A 26633-nucleotide genomic window follows, 5' to 3' on the forward strand; every position below is an offset into this window, starting at 1 on the left:
TTGATGTTTCTATTTAAGTGCTGATTGACTATACTTTCGACAAACAAAAATATATCAGCAGATTTTTGACTTGAACTCCTATTTTTTACGTAGAAATTGGCAAAGCTGGGAAGGCGATTCTTCCCAGCTGCTGTGTCTTTATTTAATTTGGGCCATTTCCCTTGAACCAACCAGTTTTACAGTTGATCGTAACTAAATACATCGGCAAATCTGAATCTGAATAACCTTTTGTCAGAGAAGCACGATTGGAAGTAGCGTATAAATTGTAATAGCCCTGTCCATTCTCCACTTTGACCGGTTCTAAACTATAGCCACCTTCTACGATGTAGCCACGTGAGATACAGGTTTGGATAACTTTTTCCTTGACGCCAGGTGCCCAAGCATACGCGTCACTGCTAGTGTCACCTACCTGATCCGTTGCCGAGGTGATGGTCTGTTTATTTTGTGCTTCTGCTGCTTTTTCAGCTGCCGCCTTTTCTTCAGCTGCTTTTTTCTCTTTATCTTTCAATAATTGGTCCACTTTGACCAATTCATCTTTTTGTGTTTGGATCAGTGCTTGATTTGCGACTGCTTTCACTGCATTATTAGCAGTGTTGTATTGCTCACGCGTCACTGAATCATTAATTTTGCCATCTTTTAGTAAACTATCAGTCGCCTTTTTAGCAGCTTCGATTTTAGTATACTGCCCTTTGGCCTGATCAATCGCTTGATTTAATAAGCGATCAAATGGCTCGTCTCCTGTATTACTAGTCAATTCAACTGGTGCAGCTACCTTTAATAATGGTTTTTCTACGATTTTATCGCCATCGATCGCAGCATTAGTGAATAACTGATTGACAGCATGCTCCGCTTTTTGTTTCTCAACTAATTCATCATACGCTTTTTTCAACTCATCGTAACGTTTATTATTTTTGTACCGTGACAATTCTTCATCGATTTTACTTGTGTTCAATGCTGCTTTATCTGCGGCAAGGAATGTTTGCTGATCATCGATGTAATAACTTTCTAAATTTTCCTCAATAGCATCGAGGGCTTTATTTTCTTTTTTAACAGTCTCAATTCGCTGAGCTTCAACTTCTTTTTCATGAAAATAATAACCGCCACCTACACCTAAAACCGCAATTGCAGCTAAGGTGATATAAAGTTTTTTATGACTTTTCTTTTGGGGGGTTCCTGAAAAATTTTCTTCAGGCAGAGAACGTTCATCATTAGACTCTTCTGATACTTTAGACTCTTCTGGTACTTCGTCTTCGATTATTGGTTCGCTCTCTTCAGCTTCAACAGCTGCTTTATTTTCAATTGACTCTGTTTTTTCAGAAATATCGGATTCAGCAGCGTGTTCTTTTTCACTTAAAGAAGGTTCTTCAAGATTTCGCTTCTCGCTTGACTCGTTCTCAGAAGCAGGTTCATTATCCAATACCTTATTTTCAGTCTGCTCACTATCACTTTTAGGCTCAGTTGGTTCCATAATTGCTTCAGCTTCTTCTGGTTGTTCTAAACCTTCCTTATGCTCCCGAATATACTGAGCTAAAATCGGATTCAATTCAGGCGTTTCTTCGATTTCTTTCTTTGATTTTTCTTCTTTCATCTTTTCCTCATTATCTTTAAACATTTGCTGGACAGATTCAATTGGCATATCTGCCAGTTTAGACCATTCTATCGTATCATTTTTATCAGTAACATCTTCATTATTTAATTGATCAGTTAACTGCAATGAAAAGCCACACTTCGGACAAGTCGTGCATCCTTCGACTGGTTCATAAACACAGTTAGGGCATTTTTGCAATGAAATCGGCTCCTTTTTTCAATCATATGCTTTAATCTATCATATGTTCTAAGATGTTCCAAGCAATTTTCAAGTGAATTAATTAAAAATAATAAATTCATTTGAGCGCTTACTTTGCAAGGATCTAGCTTGGACAAAAAACTTTTTATGGCCATTTTATGAATTTTAAAGAAACCTCTTTATAAAAAAACTCCTCGAGAATTTTCTCGAGGAGTTTTTAAGTTCTATTCTAAAAAGTCTTTTAATTGTTTTGAGCGTGATGGATGGCGTAATTTTCTCAAAGCTTTTGCTTCAATTTGACGAATCCGTTCACGAGTGACACCAAATACCCGACCAACTTCTTCCAGAGTCCGTGTTCTGCCATCGTCTAAACCAAAACGTAAACGCAAAACATTTTCTTCCCGGTCAGTCAACGTATCCAAAACATCTTCTAATTGTTCTTTCAACATCTCTGATGCTGCATGTTCAGCCGGACTGGTTGCTTCTTGATCTTCGATAAAATCACCTAGATGAGAATCATCTTCTTCACCGATTGGTGTTTCTAATGACACTGGTTCTTGTGCAATCTTCAAGATTTCACGAACTTTTTCTGTTGGCAGATCCATTTCTGCACCGATTTCTTCTGGTGTAGGTTCCCGGCCAAGATCTTGCAATAATTGACGTTGAACACGAATCAATTTGTTGATTGTTTCTACCATATGAACTGGAATCCGAATTGTCCGAGCTTGGTCAGCGATGGCACGGGTGATAGCTTGACGAATCCACCAAGTAGCATAAGTTGAGAATTTGAATCCTTTACGATAGTCAAATTTTTCAACGGCTTTCATCAGCCCCATGTTTCCTTCTTGGATTAAATCAAGAAATTGCATTCCACGGCCAACGTAACGTTTTGCGATACTTACGACCAAACGTAAATTGGCTTCTGCCAAACGTTGTTTTGCTTCTTGATCACCTTGCTCAATCAACAATGCCAACTCGACTTCTTCTTCTGCAGTCAATAATGACACACGTCCGATTTCTTTTAAATACATACGAACTGGGTCATTGATCTTAACACCAGTTGGGGCCGATAAATCTTCTTTTTGTGCGGCTTTTGCAGTTGCTTCATTTTGTTTCAAACTAGCTTTTGATGGATCCCCATTTTCATCGACAACACTGATCCCAGCATCCTCAACTTTTTGGATCAATTTATCCATCGCTTCTGCACCTAATTCATAAGGAGTCGCTAATCGGTTAGTCAGTTCATCATAAACTACCTGTCCGAGTGGTTTCTTCTCCTTAATGAAGACCGCTACAGCTTTTTCATACTCTTTTTTGTTTTTTACCTCTGCCATAAAATAAATGCCCCTTTCACTTCTAGGCTTGTTTCAAGCGTTTCGTCAATTCGATAATCTGAACAGTCAATTCTAATTCTCGCTGTTGATTTCCGCTTTTTCTGGCCTCAAGCTGCTCTTTTTGTCGTTGTTTTATTTCTTCAGCAATGCCAGACTGGGAAATCACTCGCATCAAGTCATAGATTTCTTGTTCATTACTATCTGCTGACATGGATATCATAGAGATGTCGATGGCAAGTTGCTTCATCTCATTCTCTTTTAAATAGTTCAGGAAGTCTGCTAAAACAAAATTTCCATGAACCATCATATAACTATCTAAGTAAAGAAGCAATTCTTGATATTGATCGTGAATAAATTGAAATTCTGTTTGAACCAATTGTTCACGGATGGAAGCTTCGTTCATGCTGCGATACAGTAGCATTCGTTCAGCTTTTTCTTCCTTAGTCAAACTTTTTTTGACTGATTGAACCGGTATTGGTTCAATCGATCGTTGTTGTTGACGGCGTGTTGTTCGAAGTGTTTGCCGAATCATCTGCAACTGTTGTTTTAAGCTTTCACGGGTTAAATGAAACTCATTTGACAACTGACCCAAATACAAGTCTTGTTCTACCAGTGATTGGACTTTGGCCAAGTCTTGCATTACGGCTTCCAAATAATTCAACCGATCAGCTTCATTTTCTAAGTTCAATCCTTTTTTTCGGTAAGACATCTTAAACGCAAAGGGCGTTTGACGACCATGTTGCAATAAATTTTGCAATTCAGTCACACCATATTTACGTAAATATTCATCTGGATCCAATTTTTCTGGTACGGTAACTGTCGTAAGATTCAACCGGCTGTGTTCAGCTAAAACCATTAATGCACGGTCTGTTGCTGCTTGCCCGGGATCGTCTCCATCATAGGCAATAACAATTTGCCCAGTAATCCGTTCGATTGCTGCGATTTGCTGTTCAGTCAAACTTGTACCCATCGAAGCTATGCCGATTTTGATGTCAGCTTGCCAAGCGGCCAGCACATCCATAAATCCTTCAAACAAAATCGCTTCACCTTGTTTGCGAATCTCATTTCGTGCTTTGTCAAAATTAAACAAGACTTGTCGTTTATTAAACAGCTCTGTTTCTGGTGAATTTAGATATTTAGGCTGATCCTTTCCAGGAAAATCCTTCGTCTTTAATAATCGGCCCGAAAAGCCGATTGTTTTCCCTCGAAAATCATTCAATGGAAACATTACACGCTGATAAAAACGATCACTAAAACTACCATCTTCACGGCGGATAAATAGCCCACTGCGCTCCATCAACTCAGCAGTCACCTTGTCTTGCTGCGCGATTTGAACTAAAAAATCTCGTTGACTAGGCGCAAACCCCAGCTTAAATTCACTGATCAATTCATCACTCAATCCACGACCATGCAGATAAGCTAACGCCTCTTCGCCTACTTTTGTATTCATCAATAAATGATGATACAAATCTCGTGTTCGTTCATGCAACGCAATCAATTGTTGTTGACCGCTTGTCTGATTGACCGGCTCACTAGAAATCTCGATAGAAAGAGGAATCTGTTCCATATCTGCTACTTTTTTTACTGCTTCAGGAAAACTAATTCCTTCTAATTCTTGTAAAAAAGTATAGACATTCCCGCCTTTGCCGCAACCAAAACAATGAAAAATCTGTTTATCTTCAGCAACTGAGAACGATGGTGTTTTTTCTTCGTGAAACGGACAGAGTCCCAAATAATTCTTGCCGGATTTTTTTAACTGTACGTATTGTCCGATCACTTCCACAATATTGGTTTTTTCACGAACTTCATCAATCACTTGTTGGGGAATCCTTTGTACCAAAACTTCACCCCAATTTCTAAAAATATGATAACAGCTGTAAAAAACCGCCCCAATTTATTCTTCAATCAGCGCGATTTTTTTAGACAAACTTATACAGTTATCATTTTAGCATATTTCTTTATTATTACAAGCTTTCCGCTCATTATTTCCTATTTATTGGAACCGTTGAAATAACATGAGGAGTTGTTTGTTCATTTGAACAATCTCTGCATAAAACATGTTTCCTCCATTTTGATATAAATAACCGCCATTGTAAAATACTGATTGAACTTGCATGTAGCGATACATCGATTGTTGATCATTGCCATACCCTGGCGAAAGAACATCCCGTGAGTACTTTTCAGCAAGCTCTACACTATTTTTCCCGCCATTTTTTTGGACATACTGAATATATTTGGTTCCAAAATTATACGCTTGGATTGCCGTATCAAGATCACACCCTGCAGCCTTCGCTTGCTCATAACTTTCAGCGAAATGTTTGACGCCACTTTCTATGCTCTCTTGTTGACTGCTGATTTTCCCACGACTACCATAAGCACTTTCAGAACTTTGCATCAAATCAGTGCCTTTTCCTTTGGATTCTGTATACATGATTCCTAAAATGACGTCAGTATATTCACCAATCTCTGCTTGATTGGCCAAAGTTTGAACATCACTACGATAACTATTGACTGTTTTTGTATGTTTATAGGTGCGAACTGCAAAAAGAATACCGATTATAAGCACCGTAAGAATTGCTAGTACGCTTATTATTTTAAAGAATTTTCCAATTATTTTTGCCATAAATCTGCCCAACTATCTTCTTTTTTCTTCTACCCATACTACAAGAATCTACTAAACTTTTGAAAGCATTAATTGATAGCTTTATATTTAATTAATCATTCAGATTGTTCTAGCTGATTGGATGATTAAATTAATGTGCAAGATACAAAAAAATCGTTATACTAATGATTGGTAGGTGATGTTGTGAAAAATGAAAAAAAGACCGCTCTTATGAGTGACGGTTCAGAAATTTATTACGAAAAATATGGACAAGGTCCAGCACTTTTCTTACTCCACGGGAATGGTGGTAGCGGAAAATACTTTTCAAAACAATTAAATAGCTTTAGTAAACATTTTAACGTTTATGTCGTGGATAGCCGTGGGCATGGTCGTTCAACAAACACGCAAAAAGAAACTAGTTTTCATCTAATGGCAGAAGATCTTGCTACGATCATGGATCAAGAAAAACTGGCACAGGCTGATTTTTTAGGTTTTAGCGATGGAGCAAATCTAGCTATGGTCTTTGCACGGTTATACTCTAAAAAAGTGGATCATCTAATTTTAAATGCCGGCAACACTATTCCGAGCGGTGTCCGTTTGATTCCGCATCTATTGAGTTATGTACAGTATGCAATCGTCTGGGTCGGTGCATTTGTTGATACAGGTATGCGTAACTTTTTACCAATCTTACGGCTCCTTTTTCGTGATATTGGATTATCAACAGATGATCTAGCTAAAATCGACGCTCCCACATTAGTCATTGTCGGAAAACACGATTCAATTAAAACAAAACATTCCATGTATATCGCCCGGTCTATCCCAAATGCAAGTTTTGCAATCGTCCCAGGACAAGGGCATATGTTCGCTCGCAGAAACCCAAAACGCTTCAATCAGGAAGTCTTACAATTTTTAATTAACGAGGAGTGAGTTGGTGGAGAAATCAATTACATGGTTTAAAGCACATTTAAACAAATTAAAAATAGTTTTCTTAATCTCAGTTATCATTATCGTTTTATTCGAATTATCAACTATTGCCAAAACGATCTCAGTTGAACAGCTCGCAATTATTTTCAGCAAGATCAAGATTGGAAACATCTTATTGATGGCTTTGATTGGATCAATCTCAGTCATACCGATGATTGGTTATGATCTCACATTGAATACATTGTTAGAACAAAAACCTAAAAAACTATATATTTTTGAAACAAGTTGGTTGGTAAACACGCTAAATAACATCGCAGGTTTTGGCGGCTTCATCAGCGCAGGGCTGCGTTCAGAATTTTATGGCAAACAGATTGCTGGTAAAAAAGTGGTCCGTGCCCTATCAAAAATTTTGGTCTTTACGATGTCGGGTTTATCTATTTACGCATTGCTCTCTTTTTTTCTTGTCATGTTTGATGATTCCAATCACTATTTGCGTCAATATTGGATCTGGTTGATTGGTGGCGGCTTGTATTTTCCCCTGATTTTTTGTTTAAGTCTTTTTGGTAAAGGAGAATATCTCGGCGATTTAAAAAGTTCTCAGCGCTGGCAACTGATTGGAACGTCCTTTCTTGAATGGAGCGGCGTGTTGATCAGTTTTATTTCAACAGGGATTTTAATGGGTATCTCAGTTGATATCTGGGAAGTAATCCCGTTATTTATTGCAGCGACTGTTATTGGGATAGTTTCGATGATTCCCGGAGAGCTTGGTAGTTTTGACTTAATGATGATTATTGGTTTATCTGCTCTTGGAACACCAAAAGAGACCGTAGTCGCCTGGCTTTTATTGTTCCGATTATTTTATTACTTAGTTCCTTTTATCATCGGACTGATCCTCTTTTTCAAAAATCTTGGTACAACGATCAACCTGCGCTATAAAGGGATCCCAATCAGCTTGCTAAAAGAATTGGCTCATAAATTGGAGACCTTTTTTCTTTATTTTACCGGGATCATGCTTGTTTTATCTGCAACGATTCCAGAAGCCTTCAGCCAATTATCTTTTTTACAGAGGCTAAATCCTATTCGTTCTCGTGTAATTGTTGTTTTCCCAGCAATTCTACTAGGCTTTTTATTGATTGTCACTGGTCGCGGGATTTCTGCACGCGTCAAACGAGCGTACATTCCAACAATTATTCTTGTAACACTGACCTTCGTGTATTCATTACTGGCTGGTTTTCGGATTTCAACCGGAATCTTTCTTGCTCTATTATTATTATTTGTTATTTTTTCTAAAAATGAATTGTTTAGAGAACAACTTGTTTACTCTGCTGAATGGATGACTATCGATGGGCTCATCATGGGCGGCTTAGGAATTTTATATATAATCATAGGCGTTTACAATAGTCCAAAAATTCATCATCGACACCATCTCCCGGATTTTTTCTTATTTCCTAGCGAACAAATCTGGATTGTCGGCTTTGTTGCAATTTTATTTGTCGCCTTCATTATTTTGTTATTAATTCATTTCTTTAAAAATAAACGGATTGAAATCGGTGAACCTTTAGATGAAATGCGGGTCCAACATATTTTACAATCCTTCGGCGGCAACCCTGACAGTCAATTGGTTTTTTTAAAGGATAAAAAGGTTTTTTATTACAATGACGGCAAAGAAGACACTGTCTTTTTTCAAATGGCAACTTTTAACAATAAACTATTAGTAATGGGGGATCCTTCTGGTAAAAAAGCTGATTTTGAACCTGCCATAGAAGCTTTAATCGATGAAGCCGATCGTTATAATTATTTGCCAGTATTTTATGAAAACAGCGAAGAAATAGTGATGATCCTCCACGAATTTGGCTATGATTTCATAAAATTTGGCGAACGAGCTCATGTTCATCTGCCTGATTTTACATTAAGCGGCAAAAAAATGAAGGGACAACGAGCTACTTTCAATAAAATTCTTAAAGCCGGCCATCAATTTGATGTCATCCATCCGCCGTTCTCAGCTGAAACACTTGCCTCCTTAAAAATAATCTCGGATGAATGGCTCAATGGCCGCAAAGAGAAAGGATTTTCGTTAGGTTTCTTTTCAGAAGATTATCTGCAACGTGCGTCCATTGCCATAATAAAAAACGAGACGGAAATCGTTGCCTTTGCAAACTTCATGCCTACTTATTCTGAGTCTATCGGAACCATTGATTTGATGCGCTTTAGTCCAACAAAGGCTCCTAGCGGGACAATGGATTTTCTTTTCATCAATTTATTCCAATATATGCGTGATGAATTAGAGCTGGACTATTTCGATTTAGGTATGGCTCCTTTGGCTAACGTCGGGACTTCCCGTAAAAGCTTTACGCAAGAACGGATCGCTTACCTAGTTTATAATTTTGGTTCACGTTTTTATTCCTTTGGCGGTCTAAAAGAGTACAAAGACAAATATGCGGACAAGTGGTTTCCCGAATACGTCTTGTACTCTCGAGATAGCTGGATTGGCTATGTCATGATTGCACTATTGATCACTGATAATGCCCCTGTTCAAAACACAAAGAACTATCACGGCCTCCATCGTTTTATCTTTAGAGAATAGCAACTTCATTATTAAAGTTGCTATTTTAGCTTGACACGCCCCAAAAATACGTCTAGAATAAATCAAAATAAAATTAATTAGTTTGGAGTGTTTATTATGACTCAATTGATCTCTAGACAACTAAATAATTATTACTTTAGCTATTTTAGATAAGTTTGTATTCATGCTTCATGGATACAGACCTTTCCGTTTGTATCTATGATGGCTAAAGCATTTTATGCTGATTTTTTCGCCACATAGATGAAAATCTATCGTGGCTTTTATTTATTTCTCGAGCTCATTGTAGATTTTCTAATCTATAATGAGCTTTTTTAGCGGCTAAATGAACAACAAATAGGAGGGATTTTTATGAATATTGTACCAGAAATTGCAATCAAGTCGGATGGATTAGCAGCGATTGGTAGTTATACATTTTCATTATGGACAAAAAGAAAAATAGTTTTAATTAGTGATAAAAAAAGTTTTGATATTCATGGTTCAAAAGTACTCCAATACTTAACGATTATCGGATTTGATGTTCATACACTTATTTTAGATGAAACTTATTATACTGTAACTACAGCAAAGCTCATTCATACTTTTTTGAAAAATGAGAACATAACTAAGACAGACGGAATCATCGGTTTAGGTAATGAAACACTCTGTCAATTAAGTGGTTTTGTATCAGCGACATATCTTGGTGGACTTCCATTGATTCAAATTCCAACAACTTTGATTGCCCAATTTATTGTCTGCGCGCAAAAACAAGTTTGTTTGCTCAATTCTGAAACAACATATTTACATACCGCACAAACAAGACCCGATGGTATCATGATTGATTCAACCTTGACGGATAATCTATCTAAAGAAGAGCTAACAGCCGCACAAACCTTAATGCTTAATTTAGGATTCTCACAAGATCATGTTTGTCGTCATGAATTAAGAAAAAAAGAACGGATTATTGATTATCAATTAAACTATGAATTATTATTTGATAAATTCATAACAGATACTTTAATCAGTAATAAAAAAATAATCAATAAATCATTTAATTCCCATTTACAAAGTATCTATAATAAATTGCTAGCTCAATCAAATCATCTAAGTTAATAACTACCATCCCTTCTACTTTCATCAAAAAAGCTCAGCCAATTAACATTGACTGAGCTTTGCTTTATTTTTTTGCACCAAAGGCATCTTTCATTTTACCAAAAAAACCTTCTTCTTTTTGCTCACTGACTGTTTGCCCGCCAGCTTCTGCAAATGCACGTAACGCCTCACGTTGCTTCTCATTTAAGTTCTTCGGCGTAATAATCTTCACCGTAACTTGTTGATCCCCGTTTGTAGTACCGCGAAGTCTTGGTGCACCTTTGCCGCGAAGTCTGAATTTCGCACCCGTTTGTGTACCAGCAGGTATTTTTAAGCGTACATCCCCATGGACAGTCGGCACATTGATTTCATCACCTAATGCCGCTTGAACAAAACTTAATGGTAAGGTGTAATAAATCTCCGCACCATCGCGATCAAAAATATCACTCTCTTTTACCTTAAAGACGACATAAAGATCTCCATATGGTCCACCATTAATTCCTGCCTCGCCTTGATCAGCCAAACGCATTTGTTGTCCATCTTCTACACCAGCAGGTACTTTTACCTTAACAGTATGTGGACGTTTTTCATGTCCTGTACCATGACATGTTGGACAAGGATCCTTAATTTCTTTTCCTGTACCATGACATACGTCACAAGTTTGACGACTCATCACACGGCCAAGCGGTGTTTGGTGTTCCACATTGATCGAACCTGAACCATGACATTTATGACAAACTTCCGGTTGTGTGCCTGGTTTTGCGCCATTTCCATTACAAGTATGACACGTTTCTTCTCGGTTGTATTTAATATCTTTTTCCACACCAAAAATGGCTTCTTCAAATTCCAAGTTGATTGAATATTGAAGATCTGCACCTTGTCTTGGTGCTTTAGGGTCAGTTTGACGTGAACCTCCGCCTCCGAAAAATGATTCAAAAATATCTTCAAATCCAAAACCGCCTGCTCCGCCAAATCCACCGGCGCCGCCGAAACCACCTGCTCCATCAGCACCAAAATTCGGATCAGTACCTGCATGACCATATTGATCGTAAGCAGCACGTTTTTGTGGATCACTCAAGATTTCATACGCTTCAGAAATTTCTTTAAATTTTTCTTCAGCATCGGCTTCTTTATTGATATCCGGATGGTATTTTTTGGAAAGCTTGCGGTATGCTTTTTTTATCTCATCATCCGAAGCCCCTTTTTGTACCCCAAGGACTTCATAATAATCCCGTTTTGTAGCCATTGGCTTCCCTCCATAATTTCATAGAATCGTTAGTATTGTATCACACTCAAAATCGATACGATACTCTTCTTCGTGTTTTTCTAAAGGAGTTGCCCATCTTAAAGAAAAAAGACCAAAGCGATGACTTTGGTCTTTATCAACGAATCAATTATTTGTCATCATCGTTAACTTCTTCAAAATCAGCATCCACAACATCATCCGCGCCGCCTTGAGCTGCGTTTGGATCAGCTTCTGCTTGTTGTTGCGCTGCTTGTTCGTAAAGTTTCACTGTTAAGTTTTGAACGATTTCATTCAACGCATCGCGTTTTTCTTTCATTTGTTCGATATCGTTTGCTTCAACTGCTGCTTTCAATTCATCGCGAGCATCTTCTGCTTTCTTAACTTCTTCTGCGTCTACTTTGCCTTCTAATTCTTTCAATGTTTTATCCACTGAGAATAGTAAAGCATCAACATCATTACGTAGATCTACTTCTTCTTTACGAGCTTTGTCCGCATCCGCATTTGCTTCAGCATCTTTCACCATACGTTCGATCTCATCATCTGACAAACCTGATGAAGATTTAATTGTGATTTTTTGTTCTTTTTGTGTTCCCAAATCTTTAGCTGAAACATTTACGATACCATTTTTATCAATATCGAATGATACTTCGATTTGTGGGATTCCACGTGGTGCAGCTGGAATATCCGTCAATTGGAAACGACCTAATGTTTTATTATCCGCAGCCATTGGACGTTCACCTTGTAAGACATGGATGTCTACAGCTGGTTGATTGTCTGCAGCCGTTGAGAATACTTGTGATTTGCTTGTTGGGATCGTTGTGTTACGGTCGATCAGTTTTGTGAACACGCCGCCCATAGTTTCAATCCCTAGTGACAATGGTGTTACGTCAAGTAAGACAACATCTTTTACATCACCTGTGATAACGCCGCCTTGGATTGCTGCTCCCATTGCGACAACTTCATCTGGATTAACCGATTTATTTGGTTCTTTACCAGTTTCCTTGCGCACTGCTTCAACCACTGCAGGAATACGAGTAGAACCACCAACTAAGATTACTTCATCAACATCAGATTGAGACAGGCCTGCATCTTTTAAAGCTTGGCGGACTGGTGTTTTTGTACGTTCAACTAAATCAGCTGTGATTTCATCAAATTTAGCACGAGACAATGTTGTTTCTAAGTGCAATGGACCAGCATCTCCGGCAGTAATAAATGGTAAGCTGATTTGAGTCGAGCTGACACCAGATAGATCTTTTTTCGCTTTTTCAGCAGCATCTTTCAACCGTTGCGTTGCCATTTTATCTTTAGATAAATCAATGCCATTGGCTTGTTTGAAGTCAGCAACTAAGTAATCGATGATCTTGTTATCAAAGTCATCCCCACCTAAGTTGTTATCTCCGGCAGTAGACAATACGTCAAAGACGCCGTCCCCTAATTCAAGAATTGAAACGTCAAAAGTACCACCACCAAGATCAAATACTAAGATTTTTTCGTCTCTATCTGTTTTATCTAAACCATATGCCAATGCCGCAGCAGTTGGTTCGTTAACAATCCGTTCAACTTCCAATCCAGCAATTTTACCAGCATCTTTTGTTGCTTGACGTTGTGAATCATTGAAGTAAGCTGGAACTGTGATAACAGCTTTTTCAACTTTTTCACCTAAGTAATCTTCAGCAAATCCTTTGATGTATTGCAATACCATTGCAGAAATTTCTTGTGGTGTATAAGATTTTCCGTCTGCTTCAACCTTGTATCCTGCTTCACCCATATGACGTTTGATAGATGAAATCGTGTTAGGGTTTGTTACTGCTTGACGTTTTGCTACTTCACCGACTTGAATTTCTCCATTTTTAAATGATACAACAGATGGTGTTGTACGATTTCCTTCTGGGTTAGTAATGATTTTTGCTTCTCCGCCTTCTAAGACAGCGACTGCTGAGTTAGTTGTTCCTAAGTCAATCCCGATAATTTTACTCATAGTTAAAAATCTCCTTTTTTATTATATGATTAATTATAGTAGTTTACTTTTTTATTGAGCTACGATTACCATTGCTGGGCGTAACACACGATCGTGTAACTGATACCCTTTTTGCAATACGTTGACGATCGTTTCAGCTTTCACATCAGCTTCAGCAGGAACAGTTTGAACTGCTTGATGCAAGTTGGGATCAAACGTCTCCCCTTCAGCTTTGATTTCTGTGATACCTTCTTCTTTTAAAGCAACGTTTAGACTTTCAAGGACCATTTCTACCCCTTTTTTCAGGCTGGCACCTTGATCATCGGTAACTTCTGTTGCTAAGGCTCTTTCTAAATTATCGATCGCTGGTAATAATTTTTTCCCAAGATCTTGTGAACGATAGCGAACCAATTGTTCTCGTTCATTTTTATTGCGACTAGACATATTCGCGATTTCAGCACGAGCCCGCAAAAATTTGTCTTCCATTTCGTTGAATTTATTCGTCAATTCCTCAACTTCAGAAACTTCCGGAATATCAATATCCTCTGTTTCTTCGTCGTGTTCAGTTGTTGGTGCTTCTGCAGCCTCAACTTCTGTTAATTCTTCAACTTCTTGTTTTTTTTCTTCTGCCACTATGCTACTTCCTTTCTTTTTAGGAATCGTTTCTAGTGATATAAATCCAATGAACGATAATAATCATCCAATGCATTTGTCAACTCGTATTGAAAGACTTCCAATAATCCAAAAATCTTCGAATAGGGCATTGCTGTTGGACCTAATAGCGCAATCGTCCCTCGACCGTGCCCACGAATTTCATAGTTTGCTTGAATCATACTTAAATGATCAAACAAATCATTGCCCAACTCCGTACCGATCCGAACATGGATCGCATCATCTGACGGCAACAATAACTGGGTCAACTCGTCAGAATTTTGCATCAATGAGTACATCGACTTGACATGATTAAGATCTTGGTCTGGGTTGAAATTCAAAATATTCATTCGTCCGCTTACAAATACTTTATCCTCAAAGGCATCATTCAAAATGATGTCAAATAAATGTCCAATTCCTTCAGTCGTCTGAAAATAGCGATGTAAAATCATTGGAATCTCTGTTCTTAATTTTTGATAAACACTCACTAACGGTTGCCCTACTAGGCGATCATTAATAATCCGAACCATTTTTTCCAAATCTTGGCTCTCAACATTTTCAGGGATATGGAATACTTGGCTTTCAACATTTCCTTTATCAGTAACAATGATCGCCAAAATTTGTCGATCATTCAATGGAACGATCCGAAATCCAGTCAGTGTACGATCTTTCATTTCAGGACCGAGTGAAAACGCCGTATAGCTTGTAACTTGAGAAAGCATTTTAGCAGACTGCTGAATAATGTCATCAATTTCATGAATATCTTTTTTCAACGAGCTGCGAATCTGATTTATTTCCTGACTGCTCACCTTAGTTGGCGTTAATAAATGATCCACATAATAACGATAGCCTAAAGCTGAAGGAATTCTTCCAGACGAGGAATGGGTCTTTTCTAACAAACCTAATTCTTCTAAGGCTTTCATATCATTGCGAATAGTCGCGGAACTTGCTTTTACGCCTTCTTCCATTAGACTTTTTGATCCAACTGGTTGCCCTGTGTGAGTAAAGTCTTGGATGATCAAGCTGAGAATCAGTTTTTGTCTTTCAGTTAACATTCTTCTCATCCTTTAGTTAGCACTCTTTCTTTTTAAGTGCTAACTCGATTATTAATATACCACATTCTCTATAGAAGTCAAGGATTAAAAACAAAAAATTAGCACTCTCTTCATGAAAGTGCTAATTTTATTTGCTGATTAAAAATTGTTCAAAAACATCATTTCCCCGAAATAAACCAGTCTTGGTTAAATAAATACTAGAATCTGTTTCTGTTATCAACTTTTGGTGTTTTAATTTTTCAATAACCTCACCATAGATACTCGTTAAACTTTGACCAAAACGAGCTTGAAAAACTGCTTTCTCAACACCTAAAATTTTTCTTAAGCCTAAGAACATCTCTTCTTCAATCTGTTCTTTTGTAGATAATTGTTCTTCTTCAAGTATAGGTAATTGATCCTCTTTCAATGCTCGTAAATAATGTTGGATCGGCCCACGATTTTTATAGCGCTTCTTTCCAAGATAGCCGCTGGCTCCTGCACCAAAACCAAAATAATTTTGATTGTTCCAGTAGATAAGATTGTGCTGACTTTCAAAACCTGGTTTAGCAAAATTACTGATCTCATATTGTTTCCTTCCAGCCTGCTCCATCGCTTGGATTGTCTCTGCATACATCTGCGCTTCTATCTCCTGCTCAGGCAGTTGCATTTTTCCACGACGGACCCAATTCATAAACATGGTTTGATTTTCCAAAATTAGTGAGTACAATGCATAATGAGGTAGATCTAACGCCAATGCTTGTGCTACGGTATCACGAAAACTTTCTAAGCTCTGACCTGGTAAAGCGTAGATCAAATCAATTGTTACGTTGTTAAAGTCCTTTTCTTCTAACAAACGGATGGTATCGTATACGTCTTGAGCTGTATGCTTGCGTCCAATTTTTTTCAACAAGCGATCATCAAAGGTTTGCACGCCCATCGACAAACGATTTACACCATAGTTTTTCAAAACGTCCAATTTATCCGCTGACAAATCACCAGGATTGGCCTCGACGGTAAATTCTCCCTGATGATAAGGAAGGATCTCGCGCAAGCCGCTCAGCAATCGATCCAATTGCATTGCATTAAGAGAGGTAGGTGTCCCTCCTCCCACATAGACAGTTTCCATATTCTCTACTGGGTTTTTACTCAAAGAAAGACGTACTTCTTTCAATAATGCTTCTATATATTCATCTACCGGCTGACCTTCAATAAAAACTTTATTGAAATCACAGTAGTAACAAATGTGTTCACAAAAAGGAATGTGAATATAAGCTGAAGTTGATTGTGTCATTTGATTCCTCTTTCTTCTACTAATTAGTAACAATTGGTATTCTATCACACTTGAGATTACTAAAAATATTTGTTGAAGCAAATGAAGAGAATTATAAGAAAAATACCAAAAAATAGTCGTCATTTCTCTTTAATCAGAATGTATCATGAAAAACTCACCATTTTTCTAAAGTCATTGCCATTTCCCAAAAAGCATATTCTAGCTTGCTACTAATCACAAAAGCTTCGATCATCTGTTGTTGTTCTTTTTCTGTACTTTCCTCATATAAACGATCTAACAACACACGTTCCTTTTTGATCCCTTCGACAGCTGTTTCACCCGCATAAGTTTCGATCCAACACTGATATACTGGGTCTGGCGAACCGACAGTAATCAAGCACTCCCCGATTTCTTGATAAAGCCACGCACATGGCAGCATTCCTGCAAAAGCTGTGTTGGGTGTCCCCTCAATCAATTGACGATACATATGAGAAACGTAATGATATGCAGTTGGTGCAATGGGGGGCGTCAGGATTTCTGCTTCACTGATTGCTAATTTCGAGAAAAACTCTTCTCGAATTGCTAACTCACCTTGTTTTAAATTTTCTGCATTTTTCTGCAAATGAGCTTGGACTTCTTTATCGATTGTCTGTTTTGCGATATAACCATATAATTTGCTAAAATGCTCAAGATAATAACGATCTTGCAATAAGTAATAACGGAAAATCTCCGGTGCTAAATCACCTCTTGCCAATGATTGGACAAAAGGATGTTCAAAACTTTTCTCCCAATACTTTGCCGCTTTTTTTCTGGCTAATTCAGTAAACATCGTTTTTCCTCCTATATAATAGTAGTTTTTACACTGCTCTATTCAAATATGTCCTCCATATTTATCTTTTCTCTAAACTAAAAGGGGCGATGTCAAACAAATGATACAAGAAAACCCGACCACTAAAAGCAGCCGGGGACAAATTAAAAAGCATCACACATTCCCTGCGTCAGTTCTAACTGTTTCAGGTTCAATGGGTATGATCTCAGCTTAAAAAGCACCCCTAGTGTTCATTACAAAAAGTATAACATACCTTTTGTAAATAAGAGTGCTCTTACTAAGAATATTTCAGTCATGAATTTTATCAACTTGTGATTGCAGTAAACATTTCTATGAATTTTTGATAACTAATTTTCCCAAGTGCAAAATCTCGACTCAATAAATAGATTTTTTCGTTCTTACTTGTTTCTCGTCCATAGATTAAACTAAGCTGCTCATCTTCGTTCCCCAAAGCATGAAGTACATCTCGTTTTGTCGCAAACGCTTCATAGTAACGAATCCCAAATCGTCTTTGAGATTTTGCATCAATATGGATCCCATCTGGATTTGCAGAAAGTTTTTCAGCACTGACGAGGTAACAATCAGCTAGATTAGTTACTACTTTTGCCATTTCATGATTGATTTCAGCAAACTCTGTCGCACTTAACCCAAATCCATTTTTCCCAAGAAAATCAGGCAACTCACCAACGATAATAGGAAGCCTAGGTAAATCAAGTTCCCTACGAAAATGCTCAAGAACAGCCTTCAACTTTTCTGCATAATTTTTATAACGACCATTCAGACTATCATTTTCACCTTGATGCCACAAAATACCAATCAATTCACTAGACTCCATGGCAAATTTCGTTTCAGCCAATGCATGGCGTGTCAACAATTGATCTGCACCCCATTCATCAATAGAACTACCACCTTCAGCACAAGGAATCAAACCAAGTTTTTCATTTGGATGTTCTTGCATCCAAGCTGCAGCAAATGACGCTGCTGGACCAATCCCAGCTACTTCTCGATCAAAATGGATGGGCTCTGCCATCATCTGCCATCGTCCATTGCGTAACATTTCTATCTTTTCATTGTAGATAGCCGGAACATCATTTATGTAACCTCGCCCCGCCATATTCGATTGTCCAATCAATAAAATAGATTTCATTTTTTCACCTCAAATTCTTTACCAAACTATAGCTTAATCAAATAACAATGACAAGACTCTATAAATAAAATAGAGTAAGAAAATCTCAATGATGACTATTCCGATTCCTAAAATGATTGTCAGATTCCTTTTTTTAATTTTATTAAAAGTGTGAATTTGTCATCTGATAGCTGAGCGGTCATCATGCCCCCCATTCCTTCTACTAATTTCTTAGACAAATATAGGCCTAATCCGCTAGCTTCGGTATTGCTTCGACTAGTATTTTCAGTGTAAAATCGTTGGAAAACTTTTTCAATATGTACTTGAGTACCTGGTTTCACGTGATTAATAACTTGCAAAGTGACGGCATCTGACGCTTCTAAAAAAGCAACCGTCACGTGACCTTCTGCGTATCGAAGTAGATTTTGTGCGACATTTTGAATGACTCGTGTCAGCATGATCCTATCTGCTAAAACTGTCCTGTCAGCACTGTTTGCTAAAAATTCTATTTCTATCCCACGTTCACGGAATTGTTCATAAAAAGAAAATAGAACTTCTTCCACTTCTGTTGAAAACAAAATCGGTCGAAGTTCCATTTCTTTTTGTTTAGTTTCGATGCGTGTAAGATCGTAAAATTGATCTGTCATACTTAAAAGTCTAGCGATGGCTTGTTCAATAATAGTGATATATTGTGCTCTTTTCACCGGATCTTCTGTAATAGGAAGCAGCTGTACATAACCTTTTATCGTAGTCAAAGGGGTTCGCAAATCGTGTGATAATCCAGCAATCGTCAGCTTTATGTTTTCTTCTGATTCCCGATAAACCTGTCCTTTTTTTTCCACTTCATCTATCCAAACATTCAAGACATCCACGACTTCTAATAAATTTTTTTCGCGAAATTCCAATGACAGACGACCGCCATAAGCTTGCCTTTCTGACAAGGTAGTAATCGTTGTTTTCAAGCGGCGAAGTTCTCGTTTCAATAAAATCACGTAAACTAATAATAAGATCAGTACGGCACTTAATAGCCAGTTAATCAAATTTAAATCCCACTCCCCATATAGTCTGAATGTAATTCACACCGGCAGACGACAATTTTTTCCGCAGATTGCTAATGTGCATGTTGACCGATTTATCACTCTCAAAGTACGGATCTTCCCAAGCACTTTCGTACAAATTCGCTCGAGAAAAAACCTTTTGAGGATGGGTCAAAAACAATTCCAATAGAGAAAATTCTCTTCCCGTTAAATGAATCTCATTTCCTGAAACAGTGACAATTCGTGTTTCTAATTCTAAAAAGATTTCCTTATAATGTAGTACGGATTCACTTTTTGCTGGTGAATGGACCGACTGATGACGAAGCTGAATAGCTATGCGTAAAAGAAGTTCATTGATATCAAAGGGTTTTACCATATAATCATCCACACCGGCAGCTAAGAGCGTATTTTTATCAATCTGATCACCTTTAGCAGTCAAAACTATAATTGGAACTTGAGATTTTTGACGAATTTCATTTACGAAATCTTCCCCTGAAAGACCTGGCAACATGAGGTCAAGGAGAATAAGATCAACCTCATGAGAATCCAGCAAAAGTCTGCCTTCAGTACCTGAATAAGCATCTATAGTTATAAAACCATGAGTAGTCAAGACCTCTTTTAAAAGGACATGAACTGCGGTATCATCTTCAACAATCAAAATCTGCGACATGGCGTCACCAACTTCCTACTTGATATCAGATTTTTGAAAAACCATCATTCCTATAGCCGATGATACCACAATCGTCACTAAACTCACTACAATCATTTGAGGGATTTGAGCATAAATACCTGAACTAGCAAAATCCGTATAAATAAGCCAAGTTTGGACAAACCACTCTGGAAGAAAACTAAGACTTTCATAACGATTAAATATTCCTGGAAGAAAAGCGACCAATAACGTGTAGACAAAAGTAGTAATCAAGGCAAGTGACGTATTGCGAACAATAAAAGTCAAGGCAACACTAGTAGCAGTTGCTGCTAATGTAAGTAACAGTTCTGCAAAAAAGACCTTCGTCCAAAATTCCCAAACATTGGAGAAGCCTTCAATTTGACCAAAACCAAAACACAACGTGTAAATTGATACACCTAATATAGTCAATAATAGTGTTAAAAACAACGTGATAATTTCTGCAGTCACCAATTTACTCAAATAATACTTGGTTCGGCTTCTTCCTAATGAAAGTGCATTTCTAATAGTTCCATATTGAAATTCTTCACCAATATAAAGAGAAACAAATGCCCCAAAAATCACTAAAATAAATCCATTCGCTTTTTTAGCGATCATGATTGCAGTCGCACCATTGATCACTGTATCTCTCCGTAAGTTCATTATTTTTCCATAATTTATATGCATGGAATAATCATTTATTGGAAGATATACTGCAAGAAAAATTACTAATCCAAGCACGAACCACATTTTTCGACTCTTTATTATCTTAAGTTTTTCTGCTGTTAATAAATTAAACATGTGCCACTCCTCCTGTTATTTGCAAGAAATAATCTTCAAGTTTTTGTCCTTGCGCATGGACTCCTTCTACTTCAATACCCGCTTCAACCAAAGAGCGTGTTAGTAGCGGAATCTGATTGATCCCTTCAAATAGTTGAACCACTTGATTAGACTGAACATGATAATCTGTATAACCTAGCTGATCAAGTACACGCACGACCTTCTCGACGTTTGGACTTTCTATTTTGACAAATTGTCTTGACTCTCGAGAGAGTTCTTCTTTAGATAATTCCTTGATCAAACGTCCTTTGTGTAAGATTCCGTAATGAGTCGCAATCTGTGAAAGTTCATCTAAGAGATGGCTAGAAAGTAAAACCGTCATCCCTCGTTCTTTCACCAAACGTAAAATAATCTCTCGCATCTCCACAATACCTGCAGGATCCATACCGTTTGTTGGTTCATCTAAAATCAAAAATTCTGGATTAGTGATTAGCGTACTTGCTATTGCTAAACGCTGCCTCATCCCCAAAGAAAAATTTTTTGTCTTCTTCTTTCCAGTATGTTCAAGGCGCATCAATTTTAATAAATCGTCCACTTCTCTATCAGAAACACCACCGTTAGCTGCTTGAATTTTTAAATTATCCTTTGCTGACAATTCTGGATAAAGAGCAGGTGTTTCTATCGACTGCCCCATTCTGCGGCGAGCTTTTTGCAGATTGGTGGATTGAAAAAGCTCGATTTCTCCTTTATCTACTGAAATCAATCCCATGATTGTACGCATAAAAGTAGATTTTCCTGCACCATTTTCTCCAATGAGTCCATAGATCATTCCTCGTTTGATCTCTAGTGAAACATTATCGAGAGCCTTGGCCTGGCCATATAGTTTTGTCACATTCGTCGCTTTTAAGACAATATCATTTTCAAAAGTCATATTAATTCCTCATTTCTGCTAATAATGGAAGTATAGATGTACTCTATAAAGAAAGTATCTGAAACCTATAAAGAAAGTGTAAAGATAAAAAATATTGAACCTTATCCTCCATTAGAACTATCCTTTAACTAGAAAGATCAAAAGTTTCGTTTACGTTAGTTAAAAATAAACCCAAGACACAAAAAAACAGACCTCTCATAATCGAGAAATCTGCTAAACGTTGATTGAACAATGTTTTTCTTATTCCGCAGTATTTGCGTCTTTGAGACTGATTTTTGAGGATGTTCAATGAGCCAAAAATAGCTTAAACATAAGATTTCGAAAAGTATTATAGCACTCTTCTAAAATATATCCACTAAATACTAGCATCAGCTCACTTCATTGTAAATAGCACACTAGAAATATAATCTATGATACAATCAATAAGCGAATAATCTGATTTTTATCCCGACATGTCTGATAAGACAAGTGTTATAAAAAATTTATAAGTATTACAGAAAGGACAACTGTACATGAGCTTTCAATTGAGAATTATTCTATTAGCAACAAGATTACTAAACGTCAAAAAGATTTTTACATTAACAGGGGAAAATTTAAAAAAAGAAGTAGCAAAGCGTCAAAAGAAAATATCTACCCCTAAGAATTTACAATTTAAAGGGTTTAAAAAAGAAGTCATTGAAATTAAAGGAATACCGAATTACCTATTTAGCAAGGATTCAAGGAAACTTTTGGTCTACTTAGCTGGTGGTGGATTTGTATTACCAATATCAGGTTTACATTGGGACTACTTGGATATGATAACTAAAGAAACTGATACAGATTTGTTAGTTTTAAACTATCCATTAGCACCAGCTCACAATGTGGATGATGTTATGCAATTTGTTAATAGCACAATATTAAGATACCAAGACCTTTACGATACAGTTACTTTAATGGGTGATTCTGCAGGTGGAAATATAGTACTTGGATATAGTCAGTCTTCATATAATAAAGATAAAATGATTAAAAATATTATTTCATTGTCACCATTTGTAGACTTTTCACTCAAAAATAAAGCCATAAATACTGTAGCTCAACAAGACACAATTGTTTCACTAATAGCTTTGAAAGAAATTGGTGAACAATATAGAGGAAATCATGAAATTACGAATCCCCTAATTAGTCCAATCAATGGGAATTATAATGATTTAAACGTTCTGATTATTTCTGGTACAAGAGATATTACCAACCCTGACACTCAGTTATTAGCTGAAAGAAACTCCACCGTTAAATATATTCAACAAAAAAACATGCCTCATATCTTCATGCTATATATGATTCCTGAATCTGAAAAACCAAATCAAATCATCATTGATATGATCAATGAACTATAAAGAAGTAAATATTATTCATCAACTAAAAACAAAGGAACCTTGACTAAAAAAATAAAAGTATGAACTAAACTAAAAAGCAGACTATCCCTATCAGATAGTCTGCTAAACGTTGATTGAACAATGTTTTTCTTATTCCGCAGGATTTGCGTCTTTGAGACCGTATTTTTTGTTGAAACGGTCGACACGTCCGTCTGCTTGAGTGAATTTTTGACGGCCAGTGTAGAATGGATGAGAGTCTGAAGTTACTTCGACGCGGATTACTGGGTAAGTATTTCCGTCTTCCCATTCAACTGTTTCTTGTGAAGTTTTTGTTGAACCTGACAAGAATTTGAAACCTGTAGTTGAGTCCATAAATACTACTGGATGATATTCTGGATGAATTCCTTGTTTCATAGTTTTTTCGCTCCTTTGCCCTGAATCATTTGCTGGTTCAGAGTTATTTTTGCAATTTGCAACATGAATATACTATCATGAATGATTCGACAATGCAATTATCTTTTTTGATTTCTACGTGGAGTTTTCCCACCGAAAGAGACATCTTTGAATGCTTTGAAAACTTCTTCGTTAGTCTTGGATTTTTTTAAAAAGTTTATAAACTGTGACGTGTATTCTAAAGAGTCTCCAATCATATTGTTTCGGATCTTCCAAATCTCTTCAAGTCGTGACGGTGTCATCAGCAGTTCTTCTTTACGGGTACCAGATTTTTTAATATCGATTGCTGGGAAGACTCGGCGCTCGGATAGTTCACGAGATAATTGCAACTCTAAGTTCCCCGTGCCTTTGAATTCTTCATAGATGACATCATCCATTCGACTGCCAGTATCGACTAATGCTGTGGCTAAAATTGTCAAACTGCCACCTTCTTCGATATTTCGTGCTGCACCAAAGAATTTTTTGGGTTTGTAAAGAGCCGCTGGATCGATCCCTCCACTTAATGTTCGGCCACTTGGCGGAACTACTAAATTGTAAGCACGTGCCAAACGTGTGATGCTGTCCATTAAAATGACGACATCCCGTTTATCTTCAACTAAGCGCATCGCACGTTCCAATACTAATTCAGACACACGGGTATGATTTTGCGGCTGTTGATCAAATGTTGAATAAACTACATCCCCTTTAACACTGCGTTCTAAATCTGTTACTTCTTCGGGGCGTTCATCGATTAATAAAACAATCAATTCAACATCGGGATGATTGTCAGTAATGCCATTAGCAATTTCTTTTAGAATTGTTGTTTTCCCGGCTTTAGGCGGTGCAACGATTAAACCACGTTGACCAAATCCGACCGGTGAGAAGATATCAATCATTCGAGTAGACAAACGATTAGGCGTTGTTTCTAAGACTAATTGTTTGTTTGGATAAAGTGCTGTCAGTGCTGGAAAATGGGGGCGTTCTTTGGCTTCTTCAGGATCTTTGCCATTAACACTTTCTACATGCATCAAGCCGTAATAACGTTCAGATTCTTTGGGTGGCCGAGCTTTCCCAGCCACTTTGTCCCCATTTCGCAGACTAAAACGACGGATCTGTGAGGAAGAAATATAAATATCTTCCGCGCTTGATCCATAGTTGATGGGACGTAAAAATCCGTAACCGTCTTGTCCGACGATATCTAAGATTCCTTCCATGTAAAAAAATCCTTGTTTTTCTGCCTGTGCACGAATCACAGCCAAAGATAATTCTTTTTTATTCATCTGACTATAATAAGGAATTTTGAAATCTTTTGCATAAGCGTAGATTTCTTTTAGCGTCTTGTTTTCAAGTTCCGCCATTGTTAAATAATCGCTCATTATTCCGCCTCTTCCTCGTCGATCATCTCAATAGTTGCACCTAAAGCTGTCAGTTTTTCAATAATATGATCATACCCACGTAGAATATATTCCACGTTGAAAATCGTTGTTTTGCCTTCTGCCATCAATCCAGCAATAACTAAACAGGCTCCTGCCCGCAAATCAGAGGCGACTACTTCTGCGCCATGTAATTGATTCGGGCCATTTAATACAATCAGATTACCTTCTACTCGGGCATCTGCACCCATGCGGACCAATTCAGGAATATGATTTACACGTTTTGAATAGATTGTATCAATAATTTCTGAGGTTCCTTGTGCTTTTAATAGCAATGGAGTCAATGGTTGCTGCAAGTCTGTGGCAAAACCAGGGTAAGGAGATGTCGTAACATCAACTGTTTTTAATTTCTTAGAAGGCAGCACTTCAATACTATCTTCTGAGATATTCATTTCGACCCCGATTTCTTCTAATTTTGCGATGAAACTTTCAATGTGTTCGTAAATGACATTATTGACGGTCACACCTTCACCAATAGCAGCAGCTAACGCTAAATACGTTCCTGCTTCAATCCGATCAGGAATAATAGAATGAACACAGCCGTGTAATTCTTCTACTCCTTCGATTCGGATTTCATCGGTACCTGCTCCGCGGATTTTTGCGCCCATGTTGTTCAATAGTGTAGCCACATCAATAATCTCTGGTTCTTTTGCGGCGTTTTCAATGATTGTTTTTCCTTTGGCTTTTACAGCAGCTAACATCACATTGATTGTTGCCCCAATTGACACGACATCCATGAAGATACGATCCCCATTTAATCCCTCTTCATCTGTTCGCAAATAAATCACGCCATGCTCATTTGTAACTTCAGCACCTAGACTTTCAAATCCTTTGATATGTAGGTCGATTGGTCGAGGACCTAAAAAACATCCGCCAGGCAATCCTACAACCGCCTCGCCAAATTTACCTAACAAAGCGCCCATAAAATAGTAGGAAGCTCGTAATGAATTGATTTTTCCATTCGGCATTGGGATTGACACGATCTTAGTTGGGTCGATCACCATTTTATTATCTTCAAAAAAAACTTTTGCACCCATGATTTCTAATATCTCAATCAATGAGTGGACATCTTGAATATCTGGAACTCCTTCTAAGGTTACGGGAGAATCTGCCATAATTGCCGCTGGGATCAATGCGACAGCACTATTTTTTGCGCCGCTGATAGTAATATTACCTGATAATGGCTTTCCGCCATGAATTTCGATTTTTTTCATTTATTTTCACCTAATTAATTATTTTAAAATTTATAGACCATTATCCATTTTATCATATTATTATCGGTATAAAAAGGAAGCATTCTCAAAACTCAAGAGAAAATAAAAAGATTTCTCACACACACAACATTTTTGATTATTGAGTACACTCACTCAGCAAAATATAGTAGTATTTTTAAATATTTCTATATATTTTTTTATATTTTCTATGTATGTTTATTTATAAAATATTTATTGAGCACAAAAAAGCCTCAAAGCAAAAGCTTCGAGGCTAGAAAAACAACGGTTCTGTTGCAAAGTTTTAAATCTACTATCAAATAAGGTAGAATAATAGAAAAAGATAGCAGGAGGAATGACGATGAATCATTTTAAAGGA

At 37.3% G+C, this 26633-nt stretch carries 22 protein-coding genes and 1 riboswitch; of the genes, 4 read left to right on the forward strand and 18 right to left on the reverse strand.

The window, feature by feature from the left end:
* Positions 1 to 142 precede the first annotated feature (142 nt).
* The 4 genes from P7D84_RS07625 to P7D84_RS07640 all read right to left on the reverse strand — a co-directional run bounded on the left by P7D84_RS07625 (position 143) and on the right by P7D84_RS07640 (position 5743).
* Positions 143 to 1786 carry a cell division site-positioning protein MapZ family protein gene (locus P7D84_RS07625; RefSeq protein ID WP_311805847.1) on the reverse strand — a complete coding sequence of 548 codons (1644 nt, stop codon included), beginning with the start codon at positions 1784 to 1786 and terminating at the stop codon, positions 143 to 145.
* 224 nt (positions 1787 to 2010) lie between these two features.
* Entirely contained in the window at positions 2011 to 3120 is a 1110-nt protein-coding gene (gene rpoD / locus P7D84_RS07630; protein WP_137603458.1) for an RNA polymerase sigma factor RpoD, read from the reverse strand.
* A gap of 22 nt (positions 3121 to 3142) precedes the next feature.
* Positions 3143 to 4960 (reverse strand): DNA primase, encoded by a 1818-nt coding sequence (gene dnaG / locus P7D84_RS07635; protein ID WP_311805849.1) that lies wholly within the window; start codon positions 4958 to 4960, stop codon positions 3143 to 3145.
* Positions 4961 to 5113: 153 nt separating this feature from the next.
* Positions 5114 to 5743 carry a lysozyme family protein gene (locus P7D84_RS07640; RefSeq protein ID WP_311805850.1) on the reverse strand — a complete coding sequence of 210 codons (630 nt, stop codon included), beginning with the start codon at positions 5741 to 5743 and terminating at the stop codon, positions 5114 to 5116.
* 183 nt (positions 5744 to 5926) lie between these two features.
* Between P7D84_RS07640 and P7D84_RS07645 the strand changes: the two genes are divergently transcribed.
* From P7D84_RS07645 to P7D84_RS07655, 3 genes are all read left to right on the forward strand, one after another.
* Complete coding sequence (locus P7D84_RS07645) at positions 5927 to 6649, forward strand: alpha/beta fold hydrolase (RefSeq protein ID WP_311805852.1); 723 nt, start codon at positions 5927 to 5929, stop codon at positions 6647 to 6649.
* Between the two features lies 1 nt (position 6650).
* Positions 6651 to 9230 (forward strand): bifunctional lysylphosphatidylglycerol flippase/synthetase MprF, encoded by a 2580-nt coding sequence (mprF, locus tag P7D84_RS07650; protein WP_311805853.1) that lies wholly within the window; start codon positions 6651 to 6653, stop codon positions 9228 to 9230.
* Positions 9231 to 9578: 348 nt separating this feature from the next.
* On the forward strand, positions 9579 to 10319 hold the full coding sequence (locus P7D84_RS07655) for a hypothetical protein (RefSeq protein ID WP_311805855.1): 741 nt from the start codon (positions 9579 to 9581) through the stop codon (positions 10317 to 10319).
* A gap of 64 nt (positions 10320 to 10383) precedes the next feature.
* Here the strand turns inward: P7D84_RS07655 and dnaJ are convergent, their stop codons facing one another.
* The 11 genes from dnaJ to P7D84_RS07710 form a co-directional block, all read right to left on the reverse strand.
* Positions 10384 to 11544 carry a molecular chaperone DnaJ gene (dnaJ, locus tag P7D84_RS07660; RefSeq protein WP_311805857.1) on the reverse strand — a complete coding sequence of 387 codons (1161 nt, stop codon included), beginning with the start codon at positions 11542 to 11544 and terminating at the stop codon, positions 10384 to 10386.
* Positions 11545 to 11692: 148 nt separating this feature from the next.
* A complete protein-coding gene (dnaK, locus tag P7D84_RS07665) occupies positions 11693 to 13522 on the reverse strand; it encodes a molecular chaperone DnaK (protein WP_137603465.1) in 1830 nt (609 codons plus the stop codon).
* Positions 13523 to 13573: 51 nt separating this feature from the next.
* Positions 13574 to 14134 (reverse strand): nucleotide exchange factor GrpE, encoded by a 561-nt coding sequence (grpE, locus tag P7D84_RS07670; protein ID WP_137603466.1) that lies wholly within the window; start codon positions 14132 to 14134, stop codon positions 13574 to 13576.
* Between the two features lie 32 nt (positions 14135 to 14166).
* Positions 14167 to 15207, reverse strand: coding sequence for a heat-inducible transcriptional repressor HrcA (gene hrcA, locus P7D84_RS07675; protein WP_137603467.1), 1041 nt, complete (start codon positions 15205 to 15207; stop codon positions 14167 to 14169).
* Between the two features lie 127 nt (positions 15208 to 15334).
* The gene (gene hemW, locus P7D84_RS07680) at positions 15335 to 16477 is read right to left on the reverse strand and encodes a radical SAM family heme chaperone HemW (protein WP_311805858.1); all 1143 of its coding nucleotides are present in this window, start codon (positions 16475 to 16477) and stop codon (positions 15335 to 15337) included.
* A 154-nt stretch (positions 16478 to 16631) separates the two neighbouring features.
* Positions 16632 to 17285, reverse strand: coding sequence for a thiaminase II (tenA, locus tag P7D84_RS07685; RefSeq protein WP_311805860.1), 654 nt, complete (start codon positions 17283 to 17285; stop codon positions 16632 to 16634).
* A gap of 143 nt (positions 17286 to 17428) precedes the next feature.
* A riboswitch (TPP riboswitch) is annotated at positions 17429 to 17520 on the reverse strand.
* A 69-nt stretch (positions 17521 to 17589) separates the two neighbouring features.
* Positions 17590 to 18432, reverse strand: a complete 843-nt coding sequence (locus P7D84_RS07690; protein WP_311805862.1) for a sialate O-acetylesterase — start codon at positions 18430 to 18432, stop codon at positions 17590 to 17592.
* A 119-nt stretch (positions 18433 to 18551) separates the two neighbouring features.
* Positions 18552 to 19451 (reverse strand): sensor histidine kinase, encoded by a 900-nt coding sequence (locus P7D84_RS07695; RefSeq protein WP_311805864.1) that lies wholly within the window; start codon positions 19449 to 19451, stop codon positions 18552 to 18554.
* Entirely contained in the window at positions 19444 to 20118 is a 675-nt protein-coding gene (locus P7D84_RS07700; protein ID WP_311805867.1) for a response regulator transcription factor, read from the reverse strand. The genes P7D84_RS07695 and P7D84_RS07700 overlap by 8 nt, the downstream gene beginning before the upstream one ends.
* A 15-nt stretch (positions 20119 to 20133) precedes the next feature.
* Positions 20134 to 20916: a DUF2705 family protein gene (locus P7D84_RS07705; RefSeq protein WP_311801224.1), complete on the reverse strand. Its 783-nt coding sequence runs from the start codon at positions 20914 to 20916 to the stop codon at positions 20134 to 20136.
* Positions 20909 to 21826: an ATP-binding cassette domain-containing protein gene (locus P7D84_RS07710; protein WP_311805869.1), complete on the reverse strand. Its 918-nt coding sequence runs from the start codon at positions 21824 to 21826 to the stop codon at positions 20909 to 20911. Before P7D84_RS07710 ends, P7D84_RS07705 begins: the two co-directional genes overlap by 8 nt.
* 512 nt (positions 21827 to 22338) lie before the next feature.
* Between P7D84_RS07710 and P7D84_RS07715 the strand changes: the two genes are divergently transcribed.
* Positions 22339 to 23199, forward strand: a complete 861-nt coding sequence (locus tag P7D84_RS07715; RefSeq protein ID WP_311805871.1) for an alpha/beta hydrolase fold domain-containing protein — start codon at positions 22339 to 22341, stop codon at positions 23197 to 23199.
* A 129-nt stretch (positions 23200 to 23328) separates the two neighbouring features.
* Here the strand turns inward: P7D84_RS07715 and P7D84_RS07720 are convergent, their stop codons facing one another.
* The 3 genes from P7D84_RS07720 to murA form a co-directional block, all read right to left on the reverse strand.
* Positions 23329 to 23592: a type B 50S ribosomal protein L31 gene (locus P7D84_RS07720; protein WP_137603478.1), complete on the reverse strand. Its 264-nt coding sequence runs from the start codon at positions 23590 to 23592 to the stop codon at positions 23329 to 23331.
* Between the two features lie 98 nt (positions 23593 to 23690).
* Positions 23691 to 24986 (reverse strand): transcription termination factor Rho, encoded by a 1296-nt coding sequence (rho, locus tag P7D84_RS07725; RefSeq protein ID WP_137603479.1) that lies wholly within the window; start codon positions 24984 to 24986, stop codon positions 23691 to 23693.
* Entirely contained in the window at positions 24986 to 26257 is a 1272-nt protein-coding gene (gene murA, locus P7D84_RS07730; RefSeq protein ID WP_311805873.1) for a UDP-N-acetylglucosamine 1-carboxyvinyltransferase, read from the reverse strand. The genes rho and murA overlap by 1 nt, the downstream gene beginning before the upstream one ends.
* Between the last annotated feature and the right edge of the window lie 376 nt (positions 26258 to 26633).

It is taken from the genome of Enterococcus dongliensis (genome assembly GCF_031927985.1).
Classification (GTDB): Bacteria; Bacillota; Bacilli; order Lactobacillales; family Enterococcaceae; genus Enterococcus_A; species Enterococcus_A dongliensis.

Coding starts and splice junctions, on each gene's coding strand:
- rpoD (WP_137603458.1), bottom strand. CDS start 3,120: ATGGCAGAGGTAAAAAACAAAAAAGAGTATGAAAAAGCTGTAGCGGTC.
- P7D84_RS07640 (WP_311805850.1), bottom strand. CDS start 5,743: ATGGCAAAAATAATTGGAAAATTCTTTAAAATAATAAGCGTACTAGCA.
- P7D84_RS07655 (WP_311805855.1), top strand. CDS start 9,579: ATGAATATTGTACCAGAAATTGCAATCAAGTCGGATGGATTAGCAGCG.
- dnaJ (WP_311805857.1), bottom strand. CDS start 11,544: ATGGCTACAAAACGGGATTATTATGAAGTCCTTGGGGTACAAAAAGGG.
- dnaK (WP_137603465.1), bottom strand. CDS start 13,522: ATGAGTAAAATTATCGGGATTGACTTAGGAACAACTAACTCAGCAGTC.
- hrcA (WP_137603467.1), bottom strand. CDS start 15,207: ATGTTAACTGAAAGACAAAAACTGATTCTCAGCTTGATCATCCAAGAC.
- hemW (WP_311805858.1), bottom strand. CDS start 16,477: ATGACACAATCAACTTCAGCTTATATTCACATTCCTTTTTGTGAACAC.
- tenA (WP_311805860.1), bottom strand. CDS start 17,285: ATGTTTACTGAATTAGCCAGAAAAAAAGCGGCAAAGTATTGGGAGAAA.
- P7D84_RS07690 (WP_311805862.1), bottom strand. CDS start 18,432: ATGAAATCTATTTTATTGATTGGACAATCGAATATGGCGGGGCGAGGT.
- P7D84_RS07700 (WP_311805867.1), bottom strand. CDS start 20,118: ATGTCGCAGATTTTGATTGTTGAAGATGATACCGCAGTTCATGTCCTT.
- P7D84_RS07705 (WP_311801224.1), bottom strand. CDS start 20,916: ATGTTTAATTTATTAACAGCAGAAAAACTTAAGATAATAAAGAGTCGA.
- P7D84_RS07710 (WP_311805869.1), bottom strand. CDS start 21,826: ATGACTTTTGAAAATGATATTGTCTTAAAAGCGACGAATGTGACAAAA.
- P7D84_RS07715 (WP_311805871.1), top strand. CDS start 22,339: ATGAGCTTTCAATTGAGAATTATTCTATTAGCAACAAGATTACTAAAC.
- P7D84_RS07720 (WP_137603478.1), bottom strand. CDS start 23,592: ATGAAACAAGGAATTCATCCAGAATATCATCCAGTAGTATTTATGGAC.
- rho (WP_137603479.1), bottom strand. CDS start 24,986: ATGAGCGATTATTTAACAATGGCGGAACTTGAAAACAAGACGCTAAAA.
- murA (WP_311805873.1), bottom strand. CDS start 26,257: ATGAAAAAAATCGAAATTCATGGCGGAAAGCCATTATCAGGTAATATT.